At 62.8% G+C, this 23,868-nt stretch carries 23 protein-coding genes, 1 other RNA gene and 1 pseudogene; 9 read left to right on the top strand and 16 right to left on the bottom strand.

The genetic code is table 11. The features are described 5' to 3' along the window. Positions 1-175 precede the first annotated feature (175 nt). Positions 176-847 (top strand): TetR/AcrR family transcriptional regulator, encoded by a 672-nt coding sequence (locus G6N38_RS19725; RefSeq protein ID WP_163749741.1) that lies wholly within the window; start codon positions 176-178, stop codon positions 845-847. A 146-nt stretch (positions 848-993) separates the two neighbouring features. On the opposite strand, the gene G6N38_RS19720 is transcribed toward G6N38_RS19725, so the two are convergent. The 4 genes and pseudogenes from G6N38_RS19720 to G6N38_RS19705 form a co-directional block, all read right to left on the bottom strand. Next, entirely contained in the window at positions 994-1,356 is a 363-nt protein-coding gene (locus tag G6N38_RS19720; RefSeq protein WP_163749740.1) for a hypothetical protein, read from the bottom strand. Between the two features lie 82 nt (positions 1,357-1,438). Further along, positions 1,439-1,693: a hypothetical protein gene (locus tag G6N38_RS19715; protein ID WP_163749739.1), complete on the bottom strand. Its 255-nt coding sequence runs from the start codon at positions 1,691-1,693 to the stop codon at positions 1,439-1,441. 64 nt (positions 1,694-1,757) lie between these two features. Beyond that, positions 1,758-1,943: pseudogene (locus tag G6N38_RS19710) on the bottom strand (tyrosine-type recombinase/integrase); the annotation flags it as partial. 357 nt (positions 1,944-2,300) lie between these two features. Continuing rightward, positions 2,301-4,541: a hypothetical protein gene (locus G6N38_RS19705; RefSeq protein WP_163749738.1), complete on the bottom strand. Its 2,241-nt coding sequence runs from the start codon at positions 4,539-4,541 to the stop codon at positions 2,301-2,303. 283 nt (positions 4,542-4,824) lie between these two features. On the opposite strand from G6N38_RS19705, the gene G6N38_RS19700 reads away from it, so the two are divergent. Then, positions 4,825-5,373: a recombinase family protein gene (locus G6N38_RS19700; RefSeq protein ID WP_163749737.1), complete on the top strand. Its 549-nt coding sequence runs from the start codon at positions 4,825-4,827 to the stop codon at positions 5,371-5,373. Between the two features lie 79 nt (positions 5,374-5,452). Here the strand turns inward: G6N38_RS19700 and G6N38_RS19695 are convergent, their stop codons facing one another. The 3 genes from G6N38_RS19695 to ssrA all read right to left on the bottom strand — a co-directional run bounded on the left by G6N38_RS19695 (position 5,453) and on the right by ssrA (position 8,943). After that, positions 5,453-6,859 carry a crosslink repair DNA glycosylase YcaQ family protein gene (locus G6N38_RS19695; RefSeq protein WP_163749736.1) on the bottom strand — a complete coding sequence of 469 codons (1,407 nt, stop codon included), beginning with the start codon at positions 6,857-6,859 and terminating at the stop codon, positions 5,453-5,455. Between the two features lie 510 nt (positions 6,860-7,369). Next, entirely contained in the window at positions 7,370-8,488 is a 1,119-nt protein-coding gene (locus tag G6N38_RS19690) for a tyrosine-type recombinase/integrase (protein ID WP_163752127.1), read from the bottom strand. An 87-nt stretch (positions 8,489-8,575) separates the two neighbouring features. Beyond that, positions 8,576-8,943, bottom strand: a transfer-messenger RNA (tmRNA) gene (gene ssrA / locus G6N38_RS19685). Positions 8,944-9,091: 148 nt separating this feature from the next. On the opposite strand from ssrA, the gene G6N38_RS19680 reads away from it, so the two are divergent. Genes G6N38_RS19680 through G6N38_RS19670 form a run of 3 tightly spaced genes read left to right on the top strand, consistent with a single transcriptional unit; the run spans position 9,092 to position 11,950 of the window. Then, positions 9,092-9,682, top strand: a complete 591-nt coding sequence (locus G6N38_RS19680; RefSeq protein ID WP_163749735.1) for a TetR family transcriptional regulator — start codon at positions 9,092-9,094, stop codon at positions 9,680-9,682. Positions 9,683-9,689: 7 nt separating this feature from the next. Continuing rightward, a complete protein-coding gene (locus G6N38_RS19675; protein WP_163749734.1) occupies positions 9,690-10,772 on the top strand; it encodes a DUF1214 domain-containing protein in 1,083 nt (360 codons plus the stop codon). Further along, positions 10,769-11,950, top strand: coding sequence for a sulfotransferase family protein (locus G6N38_RS19670; RefSeq protein WP_163749733.1), 1,182 nt, complete (start codon positions 10,769-10,771; stop codon positions 11,948-11,950). Before G6N38_RS19675 ends, G6N38_RS19670 begins: the two co-directional genes overlap by 4 nt. Before the next feature lie 2 nt (positions 11,951-11,952). On the opposite strand, the gene G6N38_RS19665 is transcribed toward G6N38_RS19670, so the two are convergent. From G6N38_RS19665 to ftsE, 5 genes are read right to left on the bottom strand one after another with little or no spacing between them, the layout of a single operon-like run. Continuing rightward, positions 11,953-13,572, bottom strand: a complete 1,620-nt coding sequence (locus G6N38_RS19665) for an alpha/beta fold hydrolase (protein WP_163749732.1) — start codon at positions 13,570-13,572, stop codon at positions 11,953-11,955. Between the two features lie 52 nt (positions 13,573-13,624). Next, positions 13,625-14,470, bottom strand: a complete 846-nt coding sequence (locus G6N38_RS19660) for a DMT family transporter (RefSeq protein ID WP_407663001.1) — start codon at positions 14,468-14,470, stop codon at positions 13,625-13,627. Continuing rightward, complete coding sequence (smpB, locus tag G6N38_RS19655) at positions 14,467-14,955, bottom strand: SsrA-binding protein SmpB (protein ID WP_163694439.1); 489 nt, start codon at positions 14,953-14,955, stop codon at positions 14,467-14,469. Before smpB ends, G6N38_RS19660 begins: the two co-directional genes overlap by 4 nt. 2 nt (positions 14,956-14,957) lie before the next feature. Further along, the gene (ftsX, locus tag G6N38_RS19650) at positions 14,958-15,854 is read right to left on the bottom strand and encodes a permease-like cell division protein FtsX (protein ID WP_163749731.1); all 897 of its coding nucleotides are present in this window, start codon (positions 15,852-15,854) and stop codon (positions 14,958-14,960) included. After that, positions 15,855-16,544, bottom strand: coding sequence for a cell division ATP-binding protein FtsE (gene ftsE / locus G6N38_RS19645; protein ID WP_163752125.1), 690 nt, complete (start codon positions 16,542-16,544; stop codon positions 15,855-15,857). Between the two features lie 52 nt (positions 16,545-16,596). Between ftsE and G6N38_RS31260 the strand changes: the two genes are divergently transcribed. Beyond that, positions 16,597-16,932, top strand: coding sequence for a hypothetical protein (locus G6N38_RS31260; protein WP_179968414.1), 336 nt, complete (start codon positions 16,597-16,599; stop codon positions 16,930-16,932). 121 nt (positions 16,933-17,053) lie between these two features. On the opposite strand, the gene G6N38_RS19635 is transcribed toward G6N38_RS31260, so the two are convergent. Together G6N38_RS19635 and prfB are read right to left on the bottom strand one after the other, a co-directional pair. Next, on the bottom strand, positions 17,054-18,028 hold the full coding sequence (locus G6N38_RS19635) for a mechanosensitive ion channel family protein (RefSeq protein WP_163749730.1): 975 nt from the start codon (positions 18,026-18,028) through the stop codon (positions 17,054-17,056). Further along, positions 18,012-19,133 carry a peptide chain release factor 2 gene (gene prfB, locus G6N38_RS19630; protein WP_163749729.1) on the bottom strand — a complete coding sequence of 374 codons (1,122 nt, stop codon included), beginning with the start codon at positions 19,131-19,133 and terminating at the stop codon, positions 18,012-18,014. The genes G6N38_RS19635 and prfB overlap by 17 nt, the downstream gene beginning before the upstream one ends. Before the next feature lie 196 nt (positions 19,134-19,329). Here prfB and G6N38_RS19625 point away from each other — a divergent pair, with 196 nt between their 5' ends. After that, a complete protein-coding gene (locus G6N38_RS19625; RefSeq protein WP_163749728.1) occupies positions 19,330-20,697 on the top strand; it encodes an FAD-dependent oxidoreductase in 1,368 nt (455 codons plus the stop codon). A gap of 3 nt (positions 20,698-20,700) precedes the next feature. Here the strand turns inward: G6N38_RS19625 and G6N38_RS19620 are convergent, their stop codons facing one another. Next, entirely contained in the window at positions 20,701-21,885 is a 1,185-nt protein-coding gene (locus G6N38_RS19620) for an MFS transporter (RefSeq protein WP_163749727.1), read from the bottom strand. 81 nt (positions 21,886-21,966) lie between these two features. Between G6N38_RS19620 and G6N38_RS19615 the strand changes: the two genes are divergently transcribed. Beyond that, positions 21,967-22,515: a TetR/AcrR family transcriptional regulator gene (locus tag G6N38_RS19615; protein ID WP_163749726.1), complete on the top strand. Its 549-nt coding sequence runs from the start codon at positions 21,967-21,969 to the stop codon at positions 22,513-22,515. Between the two features lie 176 nt (positions 22,516-22,691). Here G6N38_RS19615 and G6N38_RS19610 read toward each other — a convergent pair whose 3' ends face one another. After that, on the bottom strand, positions 22,692-23,024 hold the full coding sequence (locus G6N38_RS19610) for a hypothetical protein (protein WP_163749725.1): 333 nt from the start codon (positions 23,022-23,024) through the stop codon (positions 22,692-22,694). 23 nt (positions 23,025-23,047) lie between these two features. Here G6N38_RS19610 and hisN point away from each other — a divergent pair, with 23 nt between their 5' ends. After that, positions 23,048-23,842: a histidinol-phosphatase gene (hisN, locus tag G6N38_RS19605; protein WP_163749724.1), complete on the top strand. Its 795-nt coding sequence runs from the start codon at positions 23,048-23,050 to the stop codon at positions 23,840-23,842. Positions 23,843-23,868: the final 26 nt, after the last annotated feature.

Genomic DNA, 23,868 nt, shown 5'->3' with positions numbered 1-23,868 from the left:
CCACGGGCGCGCCAGATCTGGATATAAACAAGGCGGGCGCAGGAAGAGGTCGCCGCCGTCGACAAGTTCGACCGAGCGGATCCGGCCGCCGTGGACCAACGACATCGCGGCCACCGACATGGATTCCGTACGATGTTGGCCCAACCGCGCCGGCTTCAAAAAGCAGCCTGCCGACATGTCGTTGAGTTCCGATGATGATGCAGCCGAGAGCAACGCGGAAAATCTGCCGCAACGTCAAAGGCATTCATCTGCACGACCTAGCTCGGAGTTACAGAGTGAGCGCCGGCTGCGCATCCTGGACGTCGCGGCGCGCGTAGGTCTCAATGACCTCAACATGCGCGACGTCGCAACCGATGCCGACATATCGACAGGCACCCTCTACCGATACTTCCCCTCCAAAGTGCATCTCCTGATCAGCACGCTCGAGGAAGGATTGGCGGGTCTCGAACTCGCTCTTGACCGCGAACTGCGTCCTATCCCCGGCGGATATCAGCGTCTAAGGATCGGCTTCGATCGCATCGCGTCGGAGATGGAACGCACGAAGTCGGTAACCGAAACGCTGATGCTCGCCTATATCGCGGCGCACGCGAACGGCCTCGACGAGGCTTACGAGATTCGGTGGCAGGCGATCGACATTTTCAAAATGCTTCTAGGCGAGGAATTTAGCGAAGATCGCCGCCACGCTCTTGCAACCTTCCTAGCCGACGTTTGGACAGGCGAGATCGTATCCTGGGCGCAGCGCCGCACATCGTTCGACGATCTCCGTCGACGACTTACCGCGTTGATGGACATCCTGGAAACACGCCTGGGCATACCTGCGGTAGCAGGCGGCATGAACGGGGCCTAATTTCAGATCGCCTGTAATGGAGAGGATTTCATGTCGCATCGGTGAGGTCGTTGGCGTTCGGACATGTCCGCGGCACTGCTTGAAAAGCGTCGGAAGGCCAGGATCAAAGTATCGCGATGCGGCGACAGCCGACATCGCCAGCGCCTTCACCGACGACATTCGACGTGAAACCCGGCACCTGGAGTTTCTCGCACTGCCTTCTGATAACTGCCGACTATGTCGGGCGATGCCGCGTGGGTCTTAGGTCTTTCCTGTTGCCGCTTTCGCAACGCGGCCTCGGTGAGCCCGGTGTCGAGGTCGTCACCGCGGGCGCACCGGCGCGGTGTGTTCCGGAAGGTCTCCAGCCCTACACGGATGTCACCATCGGTCATCACCCATGTGCGGCCGGGCTTGGCGCCGGGAATGATGCCCTTGTTCAACCGGCGGCTCAGCCAGTCCTCTGAAGGGAACGGCGGGACAAGGTCTTTGATTCGACGAGCCATCGGCTCGACGTTTGAAGTGGAATCCATGCCGGCAACGGTCGCATGCGGTGTGGACAAAATCCGGCCCGGACGACGCCCGCCGAAAGCACGGCCCGCTCATCCGCAGTTCTTACGCAGCGACGCCCCTGTAGACCGCGTAGCAGTCGCAATCGACGAATCCCGCACAAACCATCATGTCGTAGACGCCCATGCGGCTCTCAACAGCCACCATGTCCAACAGCGCCGACGTGTGAATGTTCGATTCGGCGACCATCAAGCGACCTTCAAGAAGTTCGGTACGAACTCCTTGCCGTCCCTGGTAGTTCTTGGCGTACTCCGGGTTCTCCCGCAACCACATGTAGACGTGGTTGAACGAGTTCGCCACCGGTTACATGTTCAGCCACCGGCTGCAGGAAATAGTGCTTCTCGTCTTCGTTGCGGTCCCCGCCTCAGGAAGCGAGCGCGGCGGCGATAGCGGCGGCAGCCGCCTCATGGCTCGTGCGGTCCACATGTCCGTAGCGGTCCACGGTCGTGGTGATCGACTCATGGCCCAGGTGCGCCTGCACCACGGGCAGCGGCACACCTGCTTGAATCATCCACGACGCGCACGTATGCCTGAGGTCGTGCGGCGTGGGCGTCTTCTCAAGCTCATCCGCTCGAGCACGCGACCTGTTCCACATGCGCGGACGTTATCACCGGAACAGGACAACCCCCGGAACCTTGACAAACTCTTGACAAGGCGCCCGGGGGTCTTCCTTAACGCTCTGAACTACAGTTATAGGTGGAGCTGCCGGGAATTGAAGCCGCATATAACGCCGTTGACCTGCATGTTTACTCTATGGGTCAGCACGGACCGACATGGGGAAACATGACCCGAAACGAAAATGTGCTGACCGCCGTCAGCACGCCAGCAGGCGCTGACAGAGGTGGCGGATTGCATCTCGACGACAATCGCCTAGCCGGTTGCGCCACGCCCGGATCGTTACTGTCGTTCAGGCTCTGCGGGCGTGCTCACGTAGTTTTCGCTTGATCTCTTCAGTCAAACCGACCTCGCCCGTCTCAGTCACGGGACCCAGCAACCGCCTCGCATCTTCCAGAGTTTCCTTGATTTTTCGCCGTACGACACGTGACGGCAGATCTGCCAAATCTGCTCGGATTTCGTCAGCGAGGTCCAGCAGGTCCTGCGGAACTGCGTCAAGCGCGTGCATGTTGAGCATCAACGGCAGCATTTTTTCCGAGTTTTTAGTCAACTTGGATCGGATCGGTCCGACGGAAAGGTAGTTAATCATGAAGTCAGAGCTGATCGCCGGTGAAGGCGGAACGCTTCCGTTCAGCTCCGTCTTTAGTACCGTGCCAATCTTGAAAGCGGTACCGTCCAACGTCAGCCACCAGCTTCGATAACCGAATGCTGATCGTTGTTCCCGACGTTCGATCCGGCGCATGACAATGCCCACGTAATTCTCAACATCGTGGTCTACCAGCCGCGTGCGCGTTTGTGAGTCCATCGGGTCGAGACCGAGGGCTATCAGGCGCTGGTCTTTCTGATCACGTTTTCTGTGCCATACCTCGGCCACACCTGCACGAAATTCGATGGCCGCGCGATTCGCGAAGTCTTTCAGATCATTCTCGTCTATTTGATGAACCTCTTCGAAATACTGCAGGATATCTTCCTCGGGATTGTTCCCCACGTAATTCATGAGCCACCGGTCAAAATCTTCCAGACTTCGCCCTGACATTCTGTAGGCGCTGTATAAAAAGGGAGGATCCCCGTATGCGCCTTGCCGAGCTACCGCCCGGGCATATCCCTGACATCCCCTGAGGTGATAAGCAACTTCCTCAATAACGCCAGGTGTGACATAAAGTCGGAGACCCGCCTCAGTGGCTGCATGCAAAAGAGCCGTGTGGTTTCGTGCGCTTTCGTCGAGTAATTCCTCGGCAAGTAAAGGGAGTATGACGGAAGTGTCGAGCCAAATATCTGCGTCCGAGAAAATCTTCACAACGGCGGACTGAACATCAGGTGTCTCGCGGAGGAAAGCAAAAAGGGTATATGTGTCGGACAGTCCCCGTAGATATGCTCTCACCTCGTCGGGAGGATCTAACAACACGCCTTGAATGGTTGCAACCAGAATGTCCGATGGGACGGGCAATTTGATTCCCGAGGCTGAAACGACCGAGTCCAATACGGCTTCGATGTCGTTGAATCGAACCTCACCACTCCGACCACGGGTAATCGCTGAAGCAAATGCTTCACCCCGCTCCAAGAATATACGTTCAAGCACCATTCGAGCGACGCCGGTCGTTGCCTCAAGCTCGCTAGTTTCGAGTTCCTCCGCGTTCGCTTCGTCTAGCGAGGCCGATAAAGCGGCCTCCAACTCGGATACGAGTATGCCATCTAACAAGCTCAACTCGGTGACGCGGTCACGTAGCCTTTGCCGCTCGTCCCACGTAAGGCAAAATTCGTCCTCCTTTCTCCAATTACGTATGAATTTCTTATCCAGTCGACCCAACGCACCGTCGACTTTGCCATCCAAAAGTTCGGACGGGTGTGCAGGCAGGAGATCTTTCACCTTTTTATGTATTTCGGTGCGCGACATTCGCGCTTCACTTGTGGTATCTCGCAATACGGAACGCACAATCGCTTCGAAACAGACCTTCGTCAAACCTTTTTCGCGGTTGTCATCCTCCCACTGGAGGCCCAGGTGTACGAATGCCGCTTTTGCCTCCAAATCGTCGAGCGCTTGGGCCTGCGTCTCGATTATCGAGCCGGAATTCAGAAGCGGATCCACAATGTTTTGAGCCAATTGCTCGGCCTCGGCGGTGTTAGCGGCGGTCGCATTCCGTGTTGAGATGAACCACTCAGAATCTCTAGGGTCGAGGTACAGGCCATGATTCTCCCGGACAGACTTACGCTGGGCGGCCACCTTGGACCCCATCGTCTGATTCGTAGCGAAGATGAGGACGTTTGCGCTGGGACAGGTTTTCTTGATTCGCCGACAGGTCTCGTGGAGCTTGTCTTGCCAGTCCTTGCGCACCGAGAACTGCACGACCGTCTTCGTATCGTCAACGGGCTGGTAGAGGAGTGCGTCGATCCCATCGTCGCCAGACGGATCAGCAACCGGGCGAAGCTCAGGAAACTCGCTCGCGAGGAAGGTCGCGGCTAGGCGTTCGAATAGCCGCCACTTACTCCCATCGAGTTCGCGCAGCGCTTTTGCAAACCGGTCGGCTGAAATCACTTAGACCTCCGAAGGGCCGTTGATGCTTGCCCAAACACTACAAGTCGAGGCCGACAAGTCTGAGGTAGTAAGCACTCCACACCAGACGACTCACTACGCGCGAACTCATTGGGCGCGATCTATTTGCACGCTGCCTGCGCGCCGAGTTGGGCTACACCCGTACTCGACACTCGTCACATCCCCGAATGATGTCAAACTGGGGTCATACGGAGCATTCATTGACAACTGTCTGTCAACTTTTTAGAGTCTAATTTGACAGTTTGGGCCAGCGAGGGAGATGGGCATGGGTCAGCGAATCGGCTACCAACGAGTGAGCACCGTCGACCAGAACACCGACCGGCAACTCGATGGCGTCGCGCTGGACAAGGTGTTCACCGACAAGGCCAGCGGTAAGAACACCGACCGCCCGGAGCTAGCCCGTGCCGTCGAGTATGTCCGTGAGGGTGACACGCTCGTGGTGCACTCGATGGACCGACTCGCCCGCAACCTCGAAGACCTCCGACGCCTCGTAAGGGAACTTACGGGCCAGAGCGTCAAGATCGAGTTCGTCAAAGAGAACCTGACGTTCGCCGGTGACGACTCGCCCATGAACACATTGTTGTTGTCGATGCTCGGAGCTGTCGCGGAGTTTGAGCGGTCGATGATCCTCGAACGTCAGCGTGAGGGCATCGCCATTGCCAAGGCCGCTGGCAAGTACAAGGGTCGCAAGGCGTCCCTCACCGATGCACAGGCCGGAGAGCTCCGGGACCGCCTAGCGGGCGGTGAGTCCGTCACTGCCCTTGCCCGTGAGTACGGAATCTCCCGCCAAACGGTCTACAACTACGCGAGCTGACCCCCCTGGGGGGGGTGCCCCCACGCACCCCTCCTGCTCATCCTCGTACGGCCAGCGACTGCTCTCTCTCCGTGAATTGTCACGCCGCGAGGGACCAGACCGCCCCGGTAAGCCCCAACGTGCTACCAGCGTTGTGCAGTTGGTTCCGGTTGTATCCCGCCGCCACACCAGCGTCACGCACAGCAACCGGATCAGCAGTGGTATGACCCTGCTTGACCAGTTCGGCAAGGTACCCCTCAACCCACGCCCGACACGACATCTTCTTAACCTGATCCTCGCGTGAGCTGTGGTTTTCCAAACTTATAGGCGAATCCGCACCGCCACCCTGGCGAGTTTCGCCACCCCCTCTGACCTGCGTTAAAGCACCCTGGCGGCAGTCGCCACCCTGGCGGTCGTCTGTCAGACGGTAACGGAACCCTGAACCGGCCCTTGTAACCACAATCCGGCCATCCTCAGCTAATTGTGCAATCGCCTGATCAAACCACTTCCGGTTCTCACTCGTTAGGCTCGTGCGCAGCTCGCTACCCGGCATCTCGCCGTTCCTACGCAACTGATCGAGGATGCTGCGAATAACCGATTCCAGCCGCCCAGCGTCGAACCCGTCCTTCTCAATCGCCCGCGCCATACCGCGTTCCTCAAGACTCCCGTGCATGATCGCCAACAACGCCGCCACTTTGCACCGCGTGAGGATTGCGTGCGAGTCGAGTGGGTTCCCTTCTCCGCGCACATTCGCAAGATGGGTATCAACAATGGTGGTCTCAATATCAGGGTGTCCGTAGGCAACCTTTACCACGTCGCCTTTGGTGCCCCAATCCGGCATGTCCATCACCAACGGATCAGGGATAGGGAACTTGCCGCCAGGAGTATTCGGATCGACTACGGGAGCCCACAGGAACCTTTGCGGCAGACCTCCAGACGCATCATTGAAGATCACATTCGCGTGTCCGGGTTGCGTACCCACCGACAAGCACCCCCGGTAGGTGTGCGCATCAACAATACGGCGGGCGTCCCGCGTAGCATTCGTTTGGCCTATCTGCTCACCCATAGCGAAACTCTTGATCGTCGCCAACAAGATACTGCCGTGCTGACCGGCGTGACCGGTCAATATGTCTATCTCTGGAATATCGAAAATAACCGCCGAATCAGGATCACTGGCAAACTGCGCCGCGATTCCCTGACCCGACCCGATAGGTAGCTCCAGAACATCGGTCGGCCATGCCTCACGCGCTACACCCGTGGTGTTGCCCTTACCTGCACCGGATTTCCCCACGAAGGCACAAAGTAGGTTCAAGCTCGCAGGACGCCCAACCACCGGCGGTAACTGCACATGCGGCGGCACACTCGCCGCGACCCGCAGCAGCACCCCGAAGAACACCGCCCACGGTGCCACGTAGCGGGCACGCGCAAATTGGTGAATCTTTAGCAACTGCTCGCTACCGGAGTTCAAAAAGAACTCTTGAGTCGAGATATTCGGTTTATTATCCATTTCCACCTCTTTTCTTAGTAGCGTTAACCTGAGCTAAGCGGCGTTAACCCTAGAGCGCCTACCCAATGGAGTGAATACAAGCTCGGCGGCAGCCTTACCTCCCTTACCAGACCGCTCGAATTGTTCAGCAATCCAAGCGTCGATATCTTCGCGGGTGTATTTCACATGCCCGCAAATGACCGCAGAGAGTGGACCCTTACCCTTAGCGCGGTAGTCCTTCAAAGTGTTAATGGGAATGCCGGTGAGTTCAGAGGTTTGTTCGTATCCCAAGAGGATGGGCTTTGACATGCTGCATGGTTCTATCTGGTGAATGCAGGTACGGCACGCGATTCGTGCCGTTCAGAGGGCGGTTCACCCCGGTGCCTCTGAGAGACACATTTCCTCATTGAGTCTCGTTTCCCAAACATTAGAATAGGTCGCGGCAGCGCCTCCACGTTGAATGCCCGCACAGAAAATGCGGTCTACCTGTGGATTACGGACCTGGGAGGTCCAGAGAATTGGACAAAATTGTCACGTAAGCATCTGCGCTATCGCCTCCGACGCAGCCTCGTGGCTACTCCGGTCCAGATGCCCGTACCTGTCCACCGTCGTTGTGATGGACTCGTGCCCAAGGTGCGCCTGGATCACTGGCAGCGGCACACCGGCCTGGATCATCCAGCTAGCACACGTATGACGCAGATCGTGCGGCGTCGGAGACTTCACCAGCACGGGCTTATCCGCGTTCTGCGGGTCCGTCTCCTGCGCCTTGGCGCGTGACTTGTTCCAAACGTTCGTGCGCCACGACGACAGCCGGATCGGTTCGCCCTTAGTAGTGGAGAACAGCCACTCGTGCGAGTAGTTCAATCCGTCAAGCACGGCCTTAGGCACGTTGATCGTCCGATTCGACTTCTGCGTTTTCGGTGGCCCCATCGTGTAGCGGGTGCCGTCCTGTTTCCATGCACGGGCGATCCGCACCGTGTTGCGAGTTCGGTCAACGTCGGACGGCTTGAGCGCCGTGGCCTCGTTGAACCGACAGCCTGACGCAACGAGGAATTGCACCAGCGGCTGGTAGTGCTCAGAGAATGCCGCTCTCAGAAGCTGAAATTCGTCCTTGGTCAGGAACACGGTTTCGCGCTCCTCGGTGCGCGGCAGCTTCACACCGTCGCACGGGTTGGCAGTTAGAAGCCCATCCTTGACAGCCTGTTTCAGCGCACCGGACAGAAAGCCGTGCTTGTTCTGCATCGTGCCCGTCTTGGCCCCGGCCTCAGCCATCGCGTTGACCCACGCGGCTACGTCGGCACGGGTCAGCTTGTCCAGCGGCACCACGCCGAACGCCGGCCCGATGTCGTTGTTCAGGTACCGGTTGTATTCGGTAACCGTCTTACGTTCGACACCGGACAGGCTGGCGATGTGCTGCGTCAGGTATTCGGTCACAGTCAACTTCGACATGGCCGGTTTGGTGTCCGAGATACCGGCCTTTGCCAACGCCTCGACAGGCCCAAACGCGTCAACGAAAGCGCAGAACCGGTCGGCCTGCTTCTTGTCCGGGAATGACGTTTGAGACTGCCGCCCCGCCCGTCCGCCGATGCGGTAGGTCACGGCGTAGACGACTGTGCCGTCCCTCTTGGGTCGCTCACGAACAAAGGCCACGCCGGGCATCCTAGCCGCAACATGTGCTGACTTTGTGCTGACGTGGCCTCTGCGTGGTCAGATTTGGCCCTCTGACCTGCTATTTAGTTGTGGAGCTGCCGGGAATTGAACCCGGGTCCTACGGCATTCCCTCAAGGCTTCTCCGTGCGCAGTCCGCTATGTCTCTACTTGGATCTCCTGCTCACGCGAACAAGTCAGGATGACGATCCCAGTCGCTGTTTGATGTCCCGCTGAGTCCCGCGACCGGACTTAACGGTTTGTCCCTCTAGATGACGCCAGGGTCCGGGTCGAGGGCTCTCCCGGTCTGACGGACCAGCTATCGCTTAGGCAGCGAGAGCGTAGTCGCGCTGATTGGAATCGGCGCTTAATTGGTTGCAACGACGCTTACGGTGGTCTTTGCCTGCACCGGCACGCTTCCCTTGATTCGATGCGCGAAGTCGAAACCGTTCAGCCCCTCGCACCCCGGCCGAGGTACGGCCGGACATCCCATGGTACGCGACTGCTAACCGCGGACTGAAGTGCATTAATCCAGGCTCGGCCAGATTGCTCGCCGAGCTGCGCAAAAGCGCCTCAACAAAATGAGACTCTGTCTAGAGTGAGACGGTGTCTGACAGTCTGCGGGTCCGGAAGCGGCAGCGAACACGTGAGCGCATCGCCACCGCGGCCGCCCAGCTGGTCACCCAAAACGGGCTGAGTGCCACCACCGCCGACCAGATCGCTGAAGCGGCCGACGTCGCCCGCGCGACGTTCTTCCGGTACTTCGAGTCCAAGGAATACGCCGTCGCCGAGGGCTTCACCGCTACCTGGATCGCCGCGATCACCGACGCACTGCGCCGCCAGCCCCCCGAACTATCCGTCAACGAGGCCCTCACCGCGGCCTTCGCGGAGCTCACTCCCGGCTTCGCCCTCGTCGAGCAGAACATCGCCGAGATCGAGCGCCAGACCCGCGACTCACTGAGCCTGCGCGCCTGGACACTGCTGTGCTACCTGAATTTCGAGACCGCGATCGCCGAGGTGATCGCGCCCCGGCTCCCCGACCTGGTCGTCGACGACCCGCGCCCGCGGCTGATCGGTGCCCTGGCAATGGCGTCAGTCCGGATCTCCATCGACGACTGGCTACGGGATGGCGGATCGCTGTCCGATCGGATCTCCCGCGCGGTCAACTCCATGGCCACGTGCCCAATCAAGGAATGAGGAGCGCATGAGTGGCGAAAAGTCGCTAGAGGCCTGGGGATTCGTCCGCAAGGTCCTCGACGACCTGACCAGCCAGATCACCGAAGACGCCCGCGACGAACGCGAGCTGCTCGAGGGGCTGCGCGTGCTCAACCGCGTGAGCGCACTGTGCACCGAATTGTCGGTGGACGTCGACCCCGACCACCCGCATTTCGTCGACATGAGCACCCCGGTCCGCCTCGTCGGCGGACCCAATCCGCACGGCTCCTACCCGCTGGCCATGATCAGCGGCGACCGGGCCTACCGCGTGACCGGCACCAGGGGTACGTCGGCCTATCTGGGCCTACAGGTCTTGGCCGGCACCGGAATGAACCCGCGCCGGATGAGCAATTACCTGTCCGATCGTGATCTGGTCCTCGACGACGGCGGGCGGTTCAACGTCGTCTTCTCCGCCGCCCGCCCGGCCGACAGCGACCTGGCCGGCGCCCAGTGGATCGAGATCCCCGACGACGCCACCTCGATCGTGGTGCGCGATTACGTGGGCGATCCAACCACTGAAATCCCTGTGCAACTTCATATCTCGCTACTCGGCCAGGCACCGCCACCCGCGGCGCTCACCGATGAGGCGCTGGCCGGCCAGCTCACCGCGATGGGCTGGACCATCGTCAAGCTCACCACCTTGCACCGCACCGTGCGGCCCGACCTGCTGGACTCCCCCAACATCCTCATCACGTCAGGTGCGGAGAACCTGGGGGGCGAGAACACCACTCCCGACAACCTCTACATGCTCGGCATGTTCGACCTCGAGCCACACCAGAGCCTGCAACTGACCTTCCAACCGCCCGAAACCCGGTATTGGTCAGTCACTCTGGAGAGCATCTGGCACGAATGCCTCGAACCGCGGGTACGCACCAGCTCGGTGACCAACAAGGGTGTGGCCGCCGACCCGGACGGCAATGTCCGCCTGACGATCGGCGCCGAGGACATCGGCGACGGCTACTGGCTGGACACCGGCGGACGCGGACGCGGCTTCGTGATCGTCCGGTGGCTGGACAACCCGAACGCACCCGATGTTTCAGTTCGCCTACTGGAAAAGGAGTGTCAGCGATGACCAGTGCGGTGGCAGCCCGGCTCGATCCGGACAAGATGATCGAACAGGCATGTGAACTCGCCGGATGCGACGACTTCGGCGACGACGACGGCTGGCGCGACAACCTGGACCGACTGGTCGACGACTTCGTCGCCGAGGCCGATCTGTCGCCGTTGGGCACCGAAGTCGCCGCCGCCGACATCCTGGTGCCGCTGCGTAATCGCCTGCAGATCACCGGCTGGCGCAAGGACCATCCCGAGGTGGCTGACGAGCGGATCGAGCGGCCGATCATCATCATGGGCCAGCCGCGCACCGGCACCACGATCCTCTACGACCTGCTCGCCGAGGACCCCGATCTGCGGGCTCCTCTGACCTGGGAGGTCGACCGACCGTTCCCGGTCCCCCAGCCCGAGACCTATGCGACCGATCCGCGGATCGACGAGATCCAGGCACAGCTGGAGATGACCGAACAGCTGATGCCCGGGTTCATGAAGTGGCATCCGATGAGTGCGCGCTTCGGCCAAGAGTGCGTGCGAATCACCGCGGGAACGTTCTGCAGCATGATCTACAGCACGCAGTACCGACTGCCCAACTACGCCCACTGGTTGATGCACGAAGCAGATCACACCGCCGCCTACCGTTATCACCACAAGTTCCTCCAGCACCTGCAATCCGGTGTACCCGGCCAGTGGCTGCTGAAGACTCCGGCTCACCTCTGGCAGCTCGACAAGCTCGTCGCCGAGTATCCCGACGCGATTCTGGTTCAGACACATCGTGATCCGCTGGTGGTGATCTCTTCGATCAGCGCGCTGATCGCTCACCTGCAGAAGCTGGCCAGCGACGGTGCATCCGTTCAGCGTGCCGCCGGGTTGTGCAGTGATGAGATCCTGTTAGGGCTCGAGCGGTCGATGCAGATGATCGACGACGGGGTGATCGGACCCGACCGGATCATCAATGTGCGGTTCGCCGACTTCATGCGCGATCCGTTCGACACGATCAGCACTATCTATGACCGATTAGGCCGGGAACTGACACCGGTCGCCGAACAGCGCATGCGCGAACACCTTTCGGCCAATCCGGGTGACGGCGGCGGTAACCGCTACACCTGGGCTGATACCGGACTGAATGCCGCCGAGCTGCGCGAGAAGGTCAGCGCCTACCAGGAGCGCTACGACGTGCCCAGCGAGCCGCTGCGCTGATCTCAGCCGCACCGGGTGCCGGGGGGCGGCAGTGTTCCCTCGAAGAAGTAGTTCACGACGATATCGTCGATGCACTGCGAGCCGTGCCCGAAGGCATCGTGGTCGTCACGCTGACTGAGCACCAGAACCGAGCCCTTCAGCGCGTCGGCCACCACCTGAGCGTCTGCGGCGGGCGTGGCCGGATCACCGGTGTTGTTGACCAGCAGGATCGGCGGAAGGTTGTCGAGGACGATGGGTGCGGGAGCGACCGTCGGGGGTAGCGGCCAGAAACTGCAGACGGACTTGCTGTAGGCGTCGAACGCGCCGAACAGTGGTGAACGAGAAGCACTCTGGCTGGCATCGCGATTCAGATGTGCCGTGATTTCCTGGTCCGACCTCTTCCGGTAGGCGCTAGGATCACCCGCTAGACACAGCACCGACCAGAAGTAGTCGCGCTTGTGGTTATAGTGGCCTGAGGAATCTCGACCGTCGAAGTAGTCGGCGAGTGAAGCCAGCTTGGTTCCGTCGTCGCCGTTGAGGGCGTCGGCTATTCCGCGGGTGAGGTCGGGCCATTCTTCTTCGGCATACGTCGCCTGGAAGGCCGCGGTCAGCAGCATGCTGATCCCCAGCTGGCGGCCATCGGGCAGCGGGATCGGTTTTGCGGTGACCTTGTCGATCAGAGCACTGAGTGCGGCTTGGGCGGCATCATGATCTTGTCCGAGTGCGCAGTCTTCCTGCTCAGTGCATCTGGCGAGAATCATAGTGACAATTTTGTCGGGGTCATCGATCTCGCTGGAGAACCCCGGGTCGGAATCAGCTTGGGGATCAGTCGCATTGGCGTCGTCATCATAAGAGTCGACGCCAGCATCCGTTGCCGGGTTGTCAACCGAATCCAGCACCATTCTGCCGAGCCGGTCGCCGAATTGTTGGGCGTAATGCTGGGCCAAGGACGTGCCGTACGAGATGCCCAGGATGTTGAGGCGTTCCTCACCGAGTGCCGATCGAAGGATGTCCATGTCTTTGACGACAACTTCCGGGCCGACGAAGCCGAGCAGTTGGCCCGCGTTGCGTGCGCAGCCGTCGGCGAATTCACGGTGAGCCGCGATCACCCGGTCGACGCCCGCGTCGTCAGTCGGCACGAAATCGGTAGCGAGATAGTCGTCCATCTCGTCATCGGACAGACACTGGATTGCCGCTGAGCGACCGAAGCCGCGGGGATCCCATCCGATCAGGTCGTAACGCTCACCGAGACGCATCATCGCCGGATCGTCGGCAGAGTTCAGGACGTGGTCGAAGCCGGATGACCCGGGTCCGCCTGGCGGGAACGTGAGCACGCCGAGTCGGCTGTTGGGGTCGGTTGCCGGTACCCGGATGACAGGCATTGCGATCGACGCATCGTCGGGATTGGCGTAGTCGATCGGAACGGTGATCGATCCGCATTGGGCATCGGGGCGCTCGGGACAGGTGCTCCACTCAATGTCCTGATCCAGGTACTGGTTCAGCGTGGCGCGTCCTGGTGAGGCGATGACCGCCGATGCCGTTGACTCGGGTTCCGCCGTCGGCGGCGTCTCGGGATCACTGCACCCGGCCACCATCAGCGCGACCAACGACACGGCAAGCACTCCGCGGGGCTTCGACAACACGTGCTGATCGTGATCTACGCCCGCGAAATTGTCTACAGCTGCGATTCTTTCGCTAGCGGATCGAGATCATCCCCACGGCCACCAGTGCCAGCACCATGCCGAGCACCTGCCAGCGAGTGACACGCTCACGCAGCACCACGATGGCCAGCAGCACCGTCGCCGCCGGATAGAGCGACATCAGCACACTGGCCAGTGACAGCATCGAGGCCTGCAACGCCAGCAGCATCGCCACGTTGGCGCCGGTGTCCAACAGCGCCGCCGCCACCGCCATCGTCAGTGGAAAGCCGCGCGGCGCATGGAAGTTCCCGGTGAACGCGGCCACCAGGAGCACGACCGCCGTCGCCGACACCCGCGCGAAGAACAACGGCCAGAGGTGGGCATCGACCGGGGCCTGGTGGATCAGCACGAAGTTGAGTCCGAACGCCAGACCCGAGCCGACGGTCAGCCAAGCGACCGTCGCGGTGAACCGGTGCGGACGCACGTCCTCGTCGGTGGCCTCGCGGCTGACCAAGACGACCGCGAGTAGCGCCAGCATGGTGCCGATTCCGGCGATCAGGCCGGGCCGCTCCCCCAACGCCAGTCCTACGCTCACCGGGACGCCGGCCACGAGCACCGCCGTCAACGGCGAGACCACCGAGATCGGGCCGGAACCGAGCGCGGCGTAGAACCACCACACGCCGAACGCCTGGCTGATTCCGCACAGCGCACCCCACACCACCGCCGGGGTGGAGATCGTGCCGCCGACGACGACGGCCAGGATGCCGAGCAGGACCATCGCCAGCGGGTAAGAGACCAGTACGACGCGCAGGGCGGCCACCCGCCGCGACGCGATGCCCCCGACGAAATCGCTGACGCCGTAGCCGATTGCGGATGCCAGCGCGAGCAGGACCCCGATCAGAACTTGCCCTTGGCCCGGCGGCCGAGCTCCCGGATCACCTCACGCTCCGCGTCGCGGCGGGCCAGGTCTTGCCGCTTGTCGTGTGCCTGCTTACCGCGTGCCAACGCCAACTCGACCTTGACCTTGCCGTCGGTGAAGTACAGCGACAGCGGCACCAACGTCAGGTTGCCGTCCCGGATCTTGCCCACCAACGTGTCGATCTGGCTGCGGTGCAGCAGCAGCTTGCGATTGCGCCGCGGCGCGTGGTTGGTCCACGTGCCGTGGTGATACTCCGGGATGTGCAGGTTGCGCAGCCAGATCTCGCCGTCGTCGACGGTCGCGAACGCGTCGGCCAGTGACGCATGACCTTCACGCAGGCTCTTGACCTCGGTGCCCTGCAACACCACGCCGGCCTCGTAGGTGTCGAGGATCGAATAGTTGTGCCGTGCCTTGCGATTGGTGGCGACGATCGTCCGATCCGGTTTGCGGTCAGCTTTCTTGGCCACGGCTATTTCCGCACATATAGGCGCAGCGTGACGTAGGCAGTGAGACCCGACATCGCCAGACCGACACCGGTCATCCACGGCGCGACATACACGGCGATATCTCGCCAATCGACGCGGGCGACCAGATTCGCCGTATAGAACTGCTTGAGGGCGTCATCCAAGAAAAACGCCTGCACCAGGACCAGCCCGACCACTGCGATGACGACACCGATGAACGCGGCCAGCATGGCCTCCAACAGGAACGGCAGCTGGGTGTACCAGCGCGTCGCACCCACCATCCGCATGATGCCGATCTCGGTACGCCTGGTGTAGGCCGCCACTTGAACCATGTTGGCGATCAACAGAACCGCGCCGACTGCCTGCACCACCGCGATCGCGAACGTGACCTTCGACATCGCGTCGAGCACAGCGAACAGTCGATCGATCAGGTCCTTCTGATTGAGGATGCCGCGCACGCCGGGCTGGCCCTGCATCGCCTTGTCGAAATCTTCATGCTTGTCCGGATCGTCGAGCTTGACGATGAACGATGCCGGGAACTTGTCCTTCGTGGCGTCTTTTGCGAGTTGCGGGAGCTTCACCAGTGCGAAGTTGTAGGCGTCCGTTTGATTGAGGAACCGCACCGACTTGACGTCGTTGCGGGCCTCGATCTTGGCGCGCAACGCCTTACAGAGGTCGCCGTCGCAGGTCTGATCGTTGGACGAGATGTCGTCGGTCAAAAACACCTGGCTCTCGACGCGGTCGAGATAGATGTGGCGCGACTGCTCGGCCATGCGTAGAACCAGCAGACCGCCGCCGAACAAGCCGAGCGAGATCGCCGTGGTCAGGATCATCGCCACGGTCATGGTGACGTTGCGGCGAAGTCCGGTGAAGACCTCGTTGATCAGGAAGCCGAAGCGCACTTAACGATCCATTCCGTAGATACCACGCTTCTCATCGCGGACGAGCCTGCCCAGGGACAGCTCCACCACACGCTGCCGCATGGAGTCGACGATGTGGTGGTCGTGGGTGGCCATCACGACGGTGGTGCCCGTCCGGTTGATCCGTTCGAGCAGATCCATGATGTCCTTGCTGGTTTCCGGGTCCAAGTTGCCGGTGGGCTCGTCAGCCAGCAGCACCAGTGGGCGGTTGACGAAGGCCCGCGCGATCGCCACCCGCTGCTGCTCGCCGCCGGACAGCTCAGCGGGCAGCCGGTTGGCCTTGCCCGACAGACCCACCATCTCGAGCACTTCGGGAACCACCCGGTTGATGGTGTCTGGTTTCTTGCCAATCACCTCGAGCGCGAAGGCCACGTTCTCGAACACGGTCTTCTGCTGTAGCAGCCGGAAGTCCTGGAACACGCAGCCGATCACCTGTCGCAGCTTGGGGATATGCCGACCCGAGAGCTTGTTGACGTGAAACTTCGACACCTGGAGCTCACCGGAGGTGGGCGTCTCCTCGGCCAGCAGCAGCTGCATGAACGTCGACTTGCCCGAGCCCGACGGGCCGATGAGGAAGACGAACTCACCCTTGTCGATCTTGACGCTGACATTGTCGAGGGCAGGCCGCGCCGACGACTTGTACTGCTTACTGACATGGTCGAGGGTGATCATCACGGCACGCCAGTGTAGCCGTCCGGCCGATTACTGCGTGGGAGCCGCTGGCGTGACCATCGGCCCCTGCCCCGGCACCGGCGCCGGCGATGGAACCGACGTGGGTGTCGGCGTCGGTAGTCCAGGTGCTTGGAACGGCGGCGGCGCGACCGACGTGGTCGTTGTCGGCGAGGTCGGGGACGTGGGCGATGTTGGAGACGTCTCCGATGTGGTCGGCTCGGTCGTCTCCGTCGTCGTGGTGGTCGTCGGGGTCGTCGTCGTCGTGGTGGTGGTCGTGACCGGCTGCCGAACCTCGGTACGCGGCACCCACGTATACGACGGATCGGGAATGAAGCCCGGCGGGACGACCTGGTTGGCCGGTTCCGGGGCTGGCGGCGCGGGCTGGTAGGTCGCATACAGCCACCAGACGGCGATGAACGAGGCAAGCAGGGCTGCGGTGGACGTACGGACGCGCCCCCACAGGATGTACTGCGGCCAGCCGCGGCCTTCTCGCCGAGTCGGGATCAACCTCACTTCGGCGTCACCGGGCCCTGGGTCTGTTCGGCACCGCCTGCGGTGGCCGGGTGCACGATGGCCTCGACCATCGGCGAACCGTCGGACGGGCTGGCGATACCCGCCCGCATCAACGCGGCGATCACCAGGACACGAAGTTTGCGGCCGACCTCGAACTGCTTACCGGGCAGCGTGCGCGCCACCATGCGCAGGTTGACGGTGTCGAGTTCAATACTTTCCACTCCCATCAGCTGCGGGGCGTCCAGAAGCAGGTCCTTCAGCCCAGGATCGGCGATCGCCTTTTCCGATACCCCGTGCAGCACGTCATTGACTCGGTTGAGGTCTGCGGTGGTCGGCACCGGGATGTCGATGACGGCTCGCGCCCAATCCTTGGACAAGTTCTGGGTCTTGACGATCTGCCCGTTGGGGATGGTGAGCACTTCGCCTTCCGACGATCGGAGCTTGGTCACCCGCAGCGTGACGTCCTCGACGGTGCCCGTCGCCTCCTTGGCGATGCCGGCCACCGTCAGCGACACCAGATCACCGAACCCGTACTGCTTTTCGGTGATGATGAAGAAACCAGACAGCAGGTCCTGGACGATGCGCTGGGCGCCGAAGCCCAGCGCCGCACCCAGAACAGCCGCGGGTGCGACCAGCGAGCTGACCGGAACCTCGAGCACATCGGTGGCTTCGACGACGACCATCACCGCCAGCAGCGCGATCGCCACATAGGAGATGACCGACGCCACGGCCTGGCGGTGCTTGGCGCTTTCCGAGCGGACCAGTGCGTCGCTCTCCCGAAAGTCGGCATCGATGCGCCGGGAGATCTTCTGTGCCAACCAGTTGATGAACCGGGCAGCCAGCAGGCCGCCGAGGACCAGCAGCGTGATCCGCAGACCCCTGGTCAGGATCCACTCGCCGATCGTGCCATGCCAGAAGTCATGCCAGCGATCGGCGAACGGGAACGCCAGGTAGCTAGTCGTCTTCGTCATCTCGTCGGTTACGCCACCGGATCCCTGCCTCCAGGAATCCGTCGATGTCCCCATCCAGGACCGCCGAAGGACTGCCCACCTCGTATTCGGTGCGCAGATCCTTGACCATTTGGTAGGGGTGCAGAACGTAGGAGCGCATCTGATTGCCCCAGGAGCTGCCGCCGTCGCCCTTGAGTGCGTCCATCTCGGCGCGTTCCTCCCGGCGTTTGCGTTCCAGGAGCTTGGCCTGCAGCACGCGCATCGCAGACACCTTGTTCTGCAGCTGCGACTTCTCGTTCTGACAGGTGACGACGATGCCGGTGGGGATGTGCGTGAGTCGGACCGCCGAGTCGGTGGTGTTGACCGACTGACCGCCGGGGCCGCTGGAGCGGTAGACGTCCACGCGTACATCCTGCTCGGGAACGTCGATGTGATCGGTGGTCTCGGTCACCGGAAGCACCTCCACGTCGGCGAACGACGTCTGGCGGCGGTTCTGGTTGTCGAACGGGCTGATCCGCACCAGCCGGTGGGTGCCCTGTTCGACCGACAGCGTGCCGTACGCGTACGGCGCGTGCACCGCGAACGTCGCACTCTTGATGCCGGCCTCTTCGGCGTAGGAGGTGTCGAAGACCTCCACCGGGTATTTGTGCTGCTCGGCCCAGCGGATGTACATCCGCATCAGCATCTCGGCCCAGTCCGCGGCGTCCACACCACCGGCGCCAGAGCGGATGGTCACCAGCGCCTCGCGCTCGTCGTACTCACCGGACAGCAGGGTCCGGACCTCCAGCGCTTCGATGTCGGTCTGCAGTAACTTCAGCTCGGCGTCAGCTTCGGCGAGGGCGTCCGCGGCGCCGTCACCTTCTTCCTCGGCAGCCATCTCGTAGAGCACCGGCAGGTCGTCGAGACGGCCCCGCAAGCCTTCGACCCGGCGCAGCTCCCCCTGAGCATGGGACAGCTCGCTGGTGACGCGTTGAGCATGGCTCTGGTCGTTCCACAGATTCGGATCGGCGGCCTCGTGCTCGAGCTTCTCGATCTTGGCGCGCAGACCATCGACGTCGAGCACTCGTTCCACCGTCGTCAAGGTGGAATCGAGGGCGGCGATATCTGACTGACGATCGAGGTCCACGGGTCCTCAGGGTACCGGCGTCGCGACACGTTGTGATCCACAGCGGCTGCTGGGCCTTCTGGGGTGGTTGTGCCGATCGCGCGTCTAACATCACTTTCGTAACCAGGATTGTGCGCCGCGCAGCCCATCGCGGTGCTTCTCGACTACGACGCGACAGCCCCTTGCGCGCAGCCGAGTCCGGACAGAAAGCGCGAGAATGCGTCCTTACTATGTCGCGATCGTCGGTGCTGGCCCCTCGGGATACTTCGCGGCGGCGTCGCTGCTGAGGTTCGCCGACGGCTCTGTCGGCGCCGGTGGACCGGATGTTCGCGTCGACATGCTCGAGATGCTGCCCACCCCGTGGGGGCTGGTGCGCTCCGGGGTCGCGCCCGACCATCCGAAGATCAAGTCGATCAGCAAGACCTTCGAGAAGACGTCGAACGATCCGCGGTTCCGCTTCTTCGGAAACATCACCGTCGGCAGGGACGTCCAGGCCGCCGAGTTGACCGAGCGCTACGACGCAGTGGTCTATGCGGTCGGCGCGCAGTCCGACCGTGCGCTGCGCATCCCGGGCGAGGAGCTGCCCGGCAGCGTGGCCGCCGTCGACTTTGTCGGCTGGTACAACGCGCACCCGCATTTCGAGGAGATGGCCCCCGACATCACCAGCGGCCGGGCCGTCGTGGTCGGCAACGGCAACGTCGCCATCGACGTCGCCCGCATCCTGGTGACCGATCCTGACGCGCTGGCCAACACCGACATCGCCGACCACGCGCTGCAATCACTGCACGACCGGGGTGTCGAGGAGGTGATCATTCTGGGTCGCCGCGGTCCGTTGCAGTCCGCCATCACGACGCTGGAGATGCGCGAGCTCGGTGAGCTCGAGGGCGTCGACGTGGTGATTGATCCGGCGGATCTCGCCGACATCACCGACGAGGATGCCGAAGCGGCGGGCAAGATCGCCAAGGCCAACATCAAGGTGCTGCGCGATTACGCCGAGCGGGAGCACACCGCCGGGCACCGTCGCATCGTGTTCCGCTTCCGGACGTCGCCGATCGAGATCCACGGCGACCAGCGGGTGGAAGAGATCGTGCTCGGCCGCAACGAGCTGGTCTCCGACGAGAGCGGGCGAGTCGTCGCCAAGGACACCGGCGAGCGCGAGGCGCTGCCCGTCCAACTTGTGGTGCGCGCGGTCGGCTACAAGGGCGTCCCGGTGCCTGGCCTGCCATTCGACGAAGGTGCCGGCACCATCCCGCACGAGGACGGCCGCATCGCCGGCAGCACCAACGAATACGTCGTGGGCTGGATCAAGCGAGGCCCGTCGGGAATCATCGGCACCAACAAGAAGGACTCCCAGGACACCGTCGACACCCTGCTGGCTGACCTCGAAGGCGCGCAGCTGGCCGAGGTCGGACCGGACTACGCCGACGAGTTGGTCCGGTGGCTGGTGGACCGGCAGCCGAAGCTGGTGACCGACGACCACTGGCAGGCCATCGACGCCTACGAACGCACCGCCGGCGAACCGCACGGCCGGCCGCGGGTGAAGGTCGCCAACGTCGCCGAGCTATTGCGGATCGGCCACGGCTAGCGATCAGACCTCGCAGGTCACCGGCTCACGAGACAGACCACTAACGGGACCAGCCGTGCGTGCGATGAGCGGCGTGGATGCGGCGGCCAGGGCCAAGGCGGCCGAGACCATGACGACCGCGAACGGACTGTAGCTATCGGCGACCACGCCACCGATCGCGGTGCCCAGCGCGCCGCCAACAAGGGCGCCGCTGTTGAGCCATCCGAACGCCTCGGCGGTGGAGTGGTCAGCGATCTCGTGCGACACCATCACGTAGAGCGCGGCCAGCGCGGGCGCGAAGCCGAGCCCGGACACGAACAAGGCGGCGAGTTGCAGTCCGTACCCATCAACCAGCCCGAACAGTGCCGTGCCTGCGGCGACGACCGCCATCGCCAGGGCCAAGCCGCGCACGCCCAGGTGGCGATGCCCGAACAACACGCCGCCGAGTAGCGAGCCGACGCCGGTCGCCGCGAGCGCAATACCGGCGGAGAGGTTGTGGTTGCCGAACAGGGCGAGCACGCCGACTTCCAGTGCCGTGAACGACGCGACCAGTGCAAGGCTGGCGACCATGGCCAGGATCACGGCCTGGTTGGCCAGGACCTTGCCGAACGCGACCCTGTTGTTGACGATGTTCGGCCGGAACTGGCGAGCACTGAGCAAGAACCAGATGGTCCCCACCACCGTGACCGCCGCGGAGAACAGCAGCGGGATCGCGGTCGATATCGCCGATGCCAGGAATGTGGCGGCCACCGGGCCGATCACCCAAATGAGTTCCTGCGCAGTGGTATCGAGCGCGAACAGCGCGCGCAGCCCGGTTCCTGGGACCATCTGCGGGTACAGCGCACGGACCGCAGGCAACAGCGGCGGCACCGAGGCACCGATCAGGAAGCCCAAGACCATGAGGTACGCGGTGGGGACGTGGACGAACGCCAGCGCCAGCATGCTGATGCCGTTGACCAAGGCGGCCCACACCAGGGTCGGCGCCATCCCGATCCGGCCGAGCAGGCGGGCCGTCATCGGCATCGCCACCGCCTCGCCGATGCTGGTGAACGCCACCACCGCACCCGCCACCGCGTACGACCCGGTCTGGGCCTGCACGTGCAGCAGGATCGCCAGCGACAGCATGCCCAGCGGCAGTCGGGCAAACAGCTGTGAGGTGGTCACACTGACCACGCCCGGAACCCGAAAGAGCTCCATATAGGCGCGCACGGATATCACTTCCCTCAATTAGTTCTAGTTCTCCCACTGTACCGTCCAGACGGTACAGTGGGAAACCGATAAACTCGGCGAATGTCGACCTCGCGCGAGCGCATTCTTGATGCCTACGCCGACGCGCTGGCCGTCGATGGAGAGCGTCACGCCACGCTGGACGCCGTAGCGGCCCGAGCCGGGGTGTCCAAGGGCGGCCTGCTCTACCACTTCCCCGCCAAGGATCAGCTCGCCGAGGCGCTCTGCGATCGGTTGATCGCCCTGGCGGCCGACGATGTCGAGAAAATGCGCAACGCACCCGACGGACCCGCGCGGCACTACATCCGCACATCGCACTACGCGAACACACCCCTGGACCGCACCCTCGTCGCGGTCGCCCGGCTGCAGCAGGCCGGCGATCCTCAGGCCCGGGCGGCGATCGAGACGATCTCCGATCAGTGGTTGAGCGTGTTGACCGAGGCGCTCGGCGACCGTGACGTGGCACGCACGATCAAGCTGATCGGTGACGGCCTCTATCACCACGCGCTGTTCAGCGCGCTCGGCGGCCAGCCACGGACCGAACTCGACGAGGGGCTGCTCGCGGTGATCGACCGCATCATCGACCAGCACGTGGACGCACCGCGCGCCTAGAAAACCTCTCCAACACCGGCACGGGATCGCTGCCCGGCCCTGAGCGCCAACCGCGTTCTCGAATCGCTCCGCCGAAATCGACGCCGAAGTGCACACGTTCGACAAGCGGCCGCGCCAGCGTCGATCTCAATGAGCCGGGCATTTTTTCGCCGAAGCCGACTGAGGCTGCCGCGGACTTAGTACGGCTGCGGCGGCTGGGCCGGCGCGAAGGACCAGTTGTCCGGATTCTTCGGTGAATACGCAACCGGAATGAGCTGTCCCATGGTTGGCCAGCTGTTCACATCGACCGCCATCCGCGTATAAACCACGTGCTCGTTGACGGTGGGACCGTTGATGACGCCGCTGATCGTGACGTACTGCTCACCGGTGGCGTCCGGGCGCGGGCTCACCCCCGTCACCAGCAGCGTGCCCTGCACCACCTCGCCCCGTGGGCCGCGACGCATGAAGCGCGGGCCCACAACGAGGACCAGCGCACCGACGATCAGCAGTATCACCGCGAATTCCCACATGCGGCCATGGTAGGACTGCTGCCATGAGCAGCCACGGTGTACAGGCGGACCTCTCGGTGGCAGTCGAACTCGCCAACCGGGCCGACGCAATCACCCTCGACCGGTTCGGGGCGCTGGATCTGCGCATCGACACCAAACCCGACCTGACACCGGTCACCGACGCTGACGAGGCCGTCGAGGCCAACCTGCGGGCGATCCTGTCCCGTCAACGCCCCGACGACGCCGTTCTCGGCGAGGAGTATGGCGGGACAGCGGCCTTCGCCGGCAGGCAGTGGGTGATCGACCCGATTGACGGCACGAAGAACTTCGTGCGCGGTGTCCCGGTGTGGGCGAGCCTGATCGCACTGCTCGAAGACGGCGTGCCGATCGTCGGTGTAGTCAGCGCACCCGCATTGAACCGGCGTTGGTGGGCCGGCCGCGGACTCGGCGCCTTCGCCAGTACCGGCGGCGGGCCGGCCCGCAAACTATCGGTGTCAGCAGTCGCCGACCTGGGATCTGCCAGCCTGTCCTTTTCCAGCCTGTCGGGCTGGGCCGAACTGGGCCTGCGCGAACAGTTCATCGAGTTGACCGACGCCGTGTGGCGGGTGCGCGGCTACGGCGACTTCTTCAACTACTGCCTGGTCGCCGAGGGAGCCGTCGACATCGCCGCCGAACCCGAGGTCAAGCTGTGGGATCTGGCCCCGCTGGACATCCTGGTGCGCGAGGCCGGCGGCACTTTCACCAACCTCCACGGGCAGCCCGGCCCGCACGGCGGGCACGCCGTCGCCACCAACGGACTGCTGCACGACGAGACCCTGGCGCGCCTAGCCGGCACTTAGTACCCGGCCTCGAACGCGGAGCTGTG

It is taken from the genome of Mycolicibacterium helvum (genome assembly GCF_010731895.1).
Taxonomy (GTDB): domain Bacteria; phylum Actinomycetota; class Actinomycetes; order Mycobacteriales; family Mycobacteriaceae; genus Mycobacterium; species Mycobacterium helvum.
This window is presented reverse-complemented; position numbering and strand designations above follow the sequence as displayed.

What these genes read in the sequence shown, in the direction of transcription:
- G6N38_RS19610 (WP_163749725.1), bottom strand. Translation starts at nt 23,024, where the DNA reads ATGTGGGAATTCGCGGTGATACTGCTGATCGTCGGTGCGCTGGTCCTC.
- G6N38_RS19635 (WP_163749730.1), bottom strand. Translation starts at nt 18,028, where the DNA reads ATGACGAAGACGACTAGCTACCTGGCGTTCCCGTTCGCCGATCGCTGG.
- G6N38_RS19670 (WP_163749733.1), top strand. Translation starts at nt 10,769, where the DNA reads ATGACCAGTGCGGTGGCAGCCCGGCTCGATCCGGACAAGATGATCGAA.
- ftsE (WP_163752125.1), bottom strand. Translation starts at nt 16,544, where the DNA reads ATGATCACCCTCGACCATGTCAGTAAGCAGTACAAGTCGTCGGCGCGG.
- G6N38_RS19615 (WP_163749726.1), top strand. Translation starts at nt 21,967, where the DNA reads ATGTCGACCTCGCGCGAGCGCATTCTTGATGCCTACGCCGACGCGCTG.
- G6N38_RS19695 (WP_163749736.1), bottom strand. Translation starts at nt 6,859, where the DNA reads ATGGATAATAAACCGAATATCTCGACTCAAGAGTTCTTTTTGAACTCC.
- G6N38_RS19625 (WP_163749728.1), top strand. Translation starts at nt 19,330, where the DNA reads ATGCGTCCTTACTATGTCGCGATCGTCGGTGCTGGCCCCTCGGGATAC.
- hisN (WP_163749724.1), top strand. Translation starts at nt 23,048, where the DNA reads ATGAGCAGCCACGGTGTACAGGCGGACCTCTCGGTGGCAGTCGAACTC.
- G6N38_RS19675 (WP_163749734.1), top strand. Translation starts at nt 9,690, where the DNA reads ATGAGTGGCGAAAAGTCGCTAGAGGCCTGGGGATTCGTCCGCAAGGTC.
- G6N38_RS19720 (WP_163749740.1), bottom strand. Translation starts at nt 1,356, where the DNA reads ATGGATTCCACTTCAAACGTCGAGCCGATGGCTCGTCGAATCAAAGAC.
- G6N38_RS19725 (WP_163749741.1), top strand. Translation starts at nt 176, where the DNA reads ATGTCGTTGAGTTCCGATGATGATGCAGCCGAGAGCAACGCGGAAAAT.
- G6N38_RS19700 (WP_163749737.1), top strand. Translation starts at nt 4,825, where the DNA reads ATGGGTCAGCGAATCGGCTACCAACGAGTGAGCACCGTCGACCAGAAC.